Genomic DNA, 6,767 nt, shown 5'->3' with positions numbered 1-6,767 from the left:
AGCGAGTGCGGCACCCTGACGCTCTCAGACGTCGTGATCCTCCTGAACGCCCTCGAAACTGATGGTCGCGACGGGTAGTTTTCTAAACGCGAGAATAAAGGATCAAATTTTTACGAGCTGAACTAGTGCAACATCAAGACAATGGCCGCCCTTTTTTACGGAAGGGCGGCCGTGGTCATTTGAGAAGCGGACCACTCTGATCCAGATACAAAGAATCAAACTCCGCGAACTCCATCAGCCGATCATGGTCGTCGTACGAAACACGACCGTCCCGGAAGGTTAAAAGCCCGTTTTCCCTTAGCTGCCTCAGGACGCGATTGACATGAACGGCACTCAGTCCAAGCGCATCGGCCAAATGATACTGGGTCAGGGGGCAATCGTAACCTGCCTTGTTCCCCAATCCCACCAACGCCAACCTTGCACCAAGCTCAAGCAGGAAATGCGCCAGACGGGTATCCGCGTCACGCCGGCCAAGCCCCACGAGATGCTCAACCACCATTGCCTCATCCCGCGACGCCGCCCAAAGAATGGCCGTCGCAAGTCGCGGCATCTTCGCAAACGCCTCCAATAGGTCGCCTGCCAGCACCTCGGCCGCTTGGATATTCACGATTGGCTCAAAGCTGTGATCCGAGGTGCGCAGCAGTACGCTGCGCAATCCGAGGAAGTCCCCCGGTATTTGGAAATCGACGATCTGCCGCGTTCCGTCGGGTTGGATCTTGTACGAACAGACCCAGCCTGCGGATAGGATGTAGGCGGCCTGATCCGATTGCCCCTGATGCACGATATCGCGCCCCGCGGCGAAGGACCGGCGGCGCTGATGCAGCCGTTCCAGCACGGCCAACTCAGCGTCTGACAAGGCGACAAAGGTCGAAAGCTTGCGGGTAAGCGGGCTGCTCGCTGTGATTGTCATGCGGCTCCCTTTGGTGCAGATCATTTCCCAAGCTGGCAATACCGGAATGTTCTTACCCGGCGACTGCTTCAGATCAGTCGAGTGTACCAGACTTCCTGCAATAATGAGCGGGCAGTTGAAACCGCCAAGCCTCTGCACGCCAGTTTGATAAAGTAGGGACTTCCCAAGATGCCTGACCAGACGGAACATGCCGGCATGGCCGCTCTCTCGATCTGCGAGGCGCTCCTGCTTGCGATGAACGATCACGGGCTGCTGCCCGAGCACGAAATCGTCGGCGTGCTCCGCGACGCCGCAGCCACTCATGAAAACGTCATCGGAACGGAAGGCGAAGTGCTGGAACACCAGGCAGTCGCGGCGATGATCAACCGGATCATCGCCGGCGGGAACTCGGTAAGAAGGCCGCACGCATGAAGGTCTAGTCGGAATAGCTCATCGATGTTTCCGCTTCGGGCTCTACTGAGACATCCGAGCAATTTGGTCAGATGACCGGTTTTCCTCGGGTAGCGGACATCTACGTAGATCTTCGTCGTGGTAGTGGCAGTGAACTTAAGTTCACTGTCCACCTAGCCTAAACCCCTAAGTTGGAACCTCTCTCAGATCCCCGTCGTTCCAGACAAACTTGTCCCGTGATGGGTGGGTGCGCCGCGCGAGCTCATCGCAAACGGTCTGCATTGCTGGTCGCAAGGCATCCAAGGAAGGTCTAACGTAGCGTTGCCCGGTGATTGAGAGCGGCGTGTGGTTGAGCAGGCGCCCGACCACCTCTTCGAGAACCCCGGCCTCCATGGCAACCGTAGCGAAAGTGCGCCGGTGAGCATGCGGACCCCACTTAAGCCGCTTGGGTCCACTCAGGTGTCCCTCAGGTCCTCGAGGTGATGGGAAGACCCAGCGTCGATGGAGGCCGCGTACGGGTGCAAGGATCTCGTGATGTACTTGCAGGATTGGCAGGTCGAAGCTTCGACCGTTCTTCGTCATCGGCAGATGTATACGATCTTCGTGAACATGCTTCCATTCGAGCGTCAGCGCTTCTGTCTTGCGAAACCCGGTGAACAGGAGCAACTCGTAGAAGCTCGCATGGATAGGGTTCGGTAATGCATCGATCGTCTGCCGCCAATCCAGGAGGTCCTCTATGATCGACCCGTTCGGTGGTTCCTCGTACCATTCGATCGCGAGGGTAGGGCACTCGGGCAGGTCGGCCGTGCGGCGTGCATGGTTCCAGACCGTGCGGAAATACTTGAGAGCGTGATTGGCCGCGGAGGGCCTGTCCGCCATCGATTGATGCTTCGAGACGACCATGGACTTCGTGATTTCGTCGAGTGGTAGGTTCAGCCACTCTTTGAGGTGGAGTTCGAATTGCTGGCGAACGCTCAGGCGGTGCGCCTCAGAGCGCAGCCTGGGGCGTGCCAGGTAAGCCTCCATTGCCTTCGCGAGCGTCGGTGCTCCTATCTGGATCGCCTTGCCGGCGCCGCGGCCCCATTCAAGCGCAAAGCCGAGGGCTGTCTGCCTGGCTGTCGCAGCGGTGATAACCGGGTAGCGACCTATCAATGCCCGCTGCGTGCGCCCGCCGACGTCGCGTTGATAGTACCAGGTCTTCGATCGCTTTCCGACGAACAGGACGAAGCCCTTGATCTCGGTGTCCCAGTACTTCTGGGTACCTTCCTTGGCGTGAGGAAGCTTGTTGACGAAGGTCTCTGTGAGCTTTGGCATCTATGTCGGTATTTTGTCGGTTTAAGAAAGAAACGAGAGGAACCAACATGACACCATGTGACATACATAAGTCAATAAAAAGAACGTACTAGAAGCAGTTTGACACGGAAGGAAACATATCACTAAAGCTTGGAAGGCTGAGGTCTTACCACTACACAACGCCCGCTCAGCGCGTCAGTGCTTATTTGATGGGTGTTCTGCGGTCAAGCAAGTCCGTGTCGCTTGGACCGCGGCCAGCACGCCGAGGCGAGTGCACGGACGCCAAAGACCTCAACCGATCACCACCACTTGGCTCGCTCGGAGATAGTGTTTAGCTGCATTCTATGGAGAGACCGCTTCACCACTTCTCGCTTCTCGACCTGTCACCCATCCCCGAGGGGAAAAGCGCGGCAGATGCCTTAGCGAATACCATGGATCTTGCCCGTGCTGCGGAACATCTCGGCTATCACCGATACTGGCTGGCCGAACATCACAACATGCCGGGAATTGCGAGTGCCGCCACGGCGGTGGTTATTGGCCATGTCGCGGGCGCCACGACGACTCTGCGGGTTGGGGCCGGAGGCATCATGCTTCCCAACCATGCGCCTCTCATCGTTGCCGAGCAGTTTGGAACGTTGGAAACGCTCTATCCCGGGCGCATCGACTTGGGGCTTGGTCGCGCCCCGGGCACGGACATGGCGACGGCACGGGCCCTGAGGCGGAACTTGGCGCAGGAGGACACCTTCCCCCAGGATGTCGTGGATCTGCTTCATTACTTCGACGATGCCGACGAGGACACGCAGGTCAGGGCGATCCCGGGGACGGGCACGCATGTGCCGCTTTGGATTCTCGGGTCAAGCCTTTACGGAGCACAGCTTGCCGCCTATCTCGGGCTGCCTTACGCCTTTGCCTCGCATTTCGCTCCAGCGATGCTTGAAGACGCCATCGTCACCTATCGCAATACCTTCCGGCCGTCGAAGTGGCTTGCCCGACCCTATTTCATGATGGTCGCCGGACTATGCGCGGCGGACACCGATGAGGAGGCGGCGTATCTGAGAACATCCCAAGTATTGGCCTTTGCACGTCTTCGCAGCGGGCGTCCAGGAAAGCTCCCATGCCCGACACGCGATGTGGCAGCCGAGGTTCCTGAACACATGCTCGCGCAGGTTGAGGCCTCGCTATCGGTGTCTGCGGTAGGCTCACCCTCGACGGTGAGGCATCAGCTTGGCAGCCTGATTGAAACCTATAAGCCCGACGAACTCATGCTCACCGGTATGATCCACGACCATCCAGCAAGGGTGAGGTCGTTCGAGATCGCGGCAGAGGTCCTTGGCGACATAAGGGTGCCGGCGAAACCGGCATAGTCTCCTTGCGGCCCAAAGCCGTCATCTGCTGACTTCCATGATGCTGCACACGCAACGCGCTTTGCCGCCATTCGCTGCGAGCGCGAGCTTTGAGGTGGCTTTAGATCGGTAGGTGCGGGCTTTCGACCCTCGCTGTCTTTGCGCCAAGTGCTGCTCAACTGTTTGCAAAAAGATCACTGATCTTGCGCAGTAGGGATTTGAGAATACCCTTCGGTAATAGAGCAGCTAACCAAATCTTTCCCATGTTTCGCAAAGATCCGGACACAGTAATCGGCTGGGCAACGGTATTGAACTTAGATTTGACATGAATCGGTGCAAATCATCGACGACTTGAGCGGTGTCAGAATGCATGCCAGGCCGTCACTCTGTCGGCAAATCGTAAAGTGTTGAGCAAAGAGCACATGATCAAAGTCACGAACTTCAGCAAGCAGTACAAAGGCTTCACGGCCGTGAAGAACCTCAGCTTTTCGGTCGAACCAGGCCAGATTCTTGGATTGCTCGGGCCGAATGGGGCGGGCAAAACAACGACATTGCGTACATTGTGCGGGATTATCCCGCCCAGCTCGGGAACCCTCCTGGTTGCCGGCCATGACATTGTCCAGGCTCCGATCGCAGCCAAAGAGAACCTTGGCTATATTCCCGACGATCCGCGGCTCTTTGACACCATGACGGTTTGGGAACACCTGGCTTTCACGGCGGCGGCTTACAAACTCGCAGACTTCGAAAAGGATGCCGAAGCACTCCTTGCGTCATTCGAACTCACACACAAGCGCGATACGCTCGTCCATAACTTGTCGCGCGGTATGCGGCAGAAGGTGGCGATCGCCTGTGCCTTTATGCACGATCCAAAAGTGATCCTGTTCGATGAACCCCTGACGGGGCTGGATCCCCAAGGTATCCGGGGGATCCAACAAGCAATCCGCGAACGCGCGCAGGCTGGCGCGGCGATTATCATAAGCTCACACCTTTTGAGCCTGTTCGAGAACTTGTGCACGCACATCATGGTACTGAACCTTGGCGAGTGCCGCCGATTTGGCACCATGGAGGACCTGCTGAGCGAGGTCGGCCATACGGACAGCACTTCAGCCCTCGAAGAAGTATATTTCTCGATCACGCAAGCACCAGACCAGACCTCAGAGACCGCGGTGGTCTAAGTGATGGATCCTGCACTTCGCCAACTTCTCATATTGCGACTGCGTGGCGGTCTGCGACAGCGCCTGCTCCAGTTGGCAACCTTGCGCGGCCTGCTTTTCTCTCTTGCGTTCGGGGGGGTCATTTGGTTCCTGATCGCTTCAAACAGTTCCTCGGACACGATCTATTTCGGATCCGCGGCTCTGGACCGGGAAGCATTTAGCGAGCAGATCACTACCTTCATGCCGCTCAGCATGCTCGGGCTGTCGCTACTCACCGTATTTATGACAACTGGTCCTACGTTTCATTTTTCGCCGAACGAGATCAATTTTCTTTTTACCGGGCCGTTCCGACGAAAGGATTTGATCGTCTATAAGTTCGGCGCCTACGTCGCTGGCGTCACCTTGAGCAGCGCGTTCATCACGCTCCTTGTGCAGCCGCTAACAGGATCGGCCCTGTCTGTCTTTATCTCCTCGCTCCTGACGCTTGTGTTCGTTCAGTTGAACAGCGCCGTCATAGGTATGGCTGGGCATGCGCTCGACGGCAGCAGGCTCGCCGGGATGCGAAGGCCCGCGACTGCGTTGCTTTGCGCAATTACAGCTGCAACCGTGCTTTACGTATGGGCCAAGCCAGACCTTGGTATTATCGATCTTCTGTCCGAGTTTCGACACTCATGGATCGGGACCTTGATCTTGATCCCCTACATCGTGTTCGCCCAACTTTTCGTGGCGCCATCGGTTTCGCATCTGGCCCTTTGGACGCTTGCCGCGGTCGTCATCAACTCGGCGTTGCTGCGGACTGTTATCGTGCTTGATGCACGCACGACCGAACGCTCCCTCGTGGAAAACGCCCGACTGAGCAACCGATGGGAGCGCATCAAACAAGGTGGATCTTTCTGGGCTACACAGCGGACCGAGGTGCGTTCGATCCGTCGTGCACCAATTGCTGGCGGCTTGGGGCCCATTGCCTGGCGGCAGGCCCTCAACGCATTGCGAAATTCGTTCAAACTTATCATCGTATTTGTTGGTCTCGCGGCCAGTATTGCGCCGATTTCCTTGGCGTTTGGTGCGCCGGTTACGCAAGCACAGACTTTGATGATTATCTATGTCTTCTTCGCATTCATCCTCCCTCGCAATCTGATCTGCGACTTTCGTGGTGACCTGAGCCGGATGGAAATCTACAAGACATTGCCCATCACACCATGGCGCATTTGCGCAGGCCAACTCGTGGTTCAGGTGCTTCTGGCCTATGTCATTGCTTTGGTAATCATAGCAAGCGCGCTTGTCTTTGAGGATAGAGTCACCACGCAAATTGCTCTGGTATTAGCGGCTTTTGCGCTTCCCTTGACGTTGCTCATCCATGCACTCGAGAACACGGTACATCTCCTGTTTCCAACAAAGCTCGTTGCGATGGGACGGGCAGACTTTGAATTTCTTGGTCGCTCTATTGTCGAGTTTATCGCGAAAACGATCTTCGTTTTCGCCGCTATGGCGGTGTCGGGTGCCGTGGGGCTGGTCACATTCAAAATGATGGAAACCACATTGGTTCTTCCTGGATTGGCCAGCTGGCTAACACTGATGTTGATCGGACTTCTGACATTGGTCGCACTGCAATATGCTTTCCGGCGCTTCGCGGTCGCAGAAACCATCGACTAAGGCAAATAAAGAGGAACTCCAGTT

At 56.7% G+C, this 6,767-nt stretch carries 6 protein-coding genes; 4 read left to right on the top strand and 2 right to left on the bottom strand.

Annotated elements, in window-relative coordinates:
* Positions 1 to 175 precede the first annotated feature (175 nt).
* Entirely contained in the window at positions 176 to 910 is a 735-nt protein-coding gene (locus RXV90_RS15010; RefSeq protein WP_316649642.1) for a Crp/Fnr family transcriptional regulator, read from the bottom strand.
* Between the two features lie 168 nt (positions 911 to 1,078).
* On the opposite strand from RXV90_RS15010, the gene RXV90_RS15005 reads away from it, so the two are divergent.
* A complete protein-coding gene (locus tag RXV90_RS15005) occupies positions 1,079 to 1,321 on the top strand; it encodes a hypothetical protein (RefSeq protein ID WP_316649639.1) in 243 nt (80 codons plus the stop codon).
* A gap of 165 nt (positions 1,322 to 1,486) precedes the next feature.
* Here the strand turns inward: RXV90_RS15005 and RXV90_RS15000 are convergent, their stop codons facing one another.
* Positions 1,487 to 2,614 carry a tyrosine-type recombinase/integrase gene (locus tag RXV90_RS15000; RefSeq protein WP_316649638.1) on the bottom strand — a complete coding sequence of 376 codons (1,128 nt, stop codon included), beginning with the start codon at positions 2,612 to 2,614 and terminating at the stop codon, positions 1,487 to 1,489.
* 323 nt (positions 2,615 to 2,937) lie between these two features.
* On the opposite strand from RXV90_RS15000, the gene RXV90_RS14995 reads away from it, so the two are divergent.
* From RXV90_RS14995 to RXV90_RS14985, 3 genes are all read left to right on the top strand, one after another.
* A complete protein-coding gene (locus tag RXV90_RS14995) occupies positions 2,938 to 3,957 on the top strand; it encodes an LLM class flavin-dependent oxidoreductase (RefSeq protein WP_316649637.1) in 1,020 nt (339 codons plus the stop codon).
* A 401-nt stretch (positions 3,958 to 4,358) separates the two neighbouring features.
* Positions 4,359 to 5,111, top strand: coding sequence for an ABC transporter ATP-binding protein (locus tag RXV90_RS14990; RefSeq protein ID WP_316649636.1), 753 nt, complete (start codon positions 4,359 to 4,361; stop codon positions 5,109 to 5,111).
* 3 nt (positions 5,112 to 5,114) lie between these two features.
* Entirely contained in the window at positions 5,115 to 6,743 is a 1,629-nt protein-coding gene (locus tag RXV90_RS14985) for a putative ABC exporter domain-containing protein (RefSeq protein WP_316649635.1), read from the top strand.
* Positions 6,744 to 6,767: the final 24 nt, after the last annotated feature.

The sequence above is a fragment of the Ovoidimarina sediminis genome (genome assembly GCF_032586175.1).
GTDB classification, from domain to species: Bacteria; Pseudomonadota; Alphaproteobacteria; order Rhodobacterales; family Rhodobacteraceae; genus Ovoidimarina; species Ovoidimarina sediminis.
This window is presented reverse-complemented; position numbering and strand designations above follow the sequence as displayed.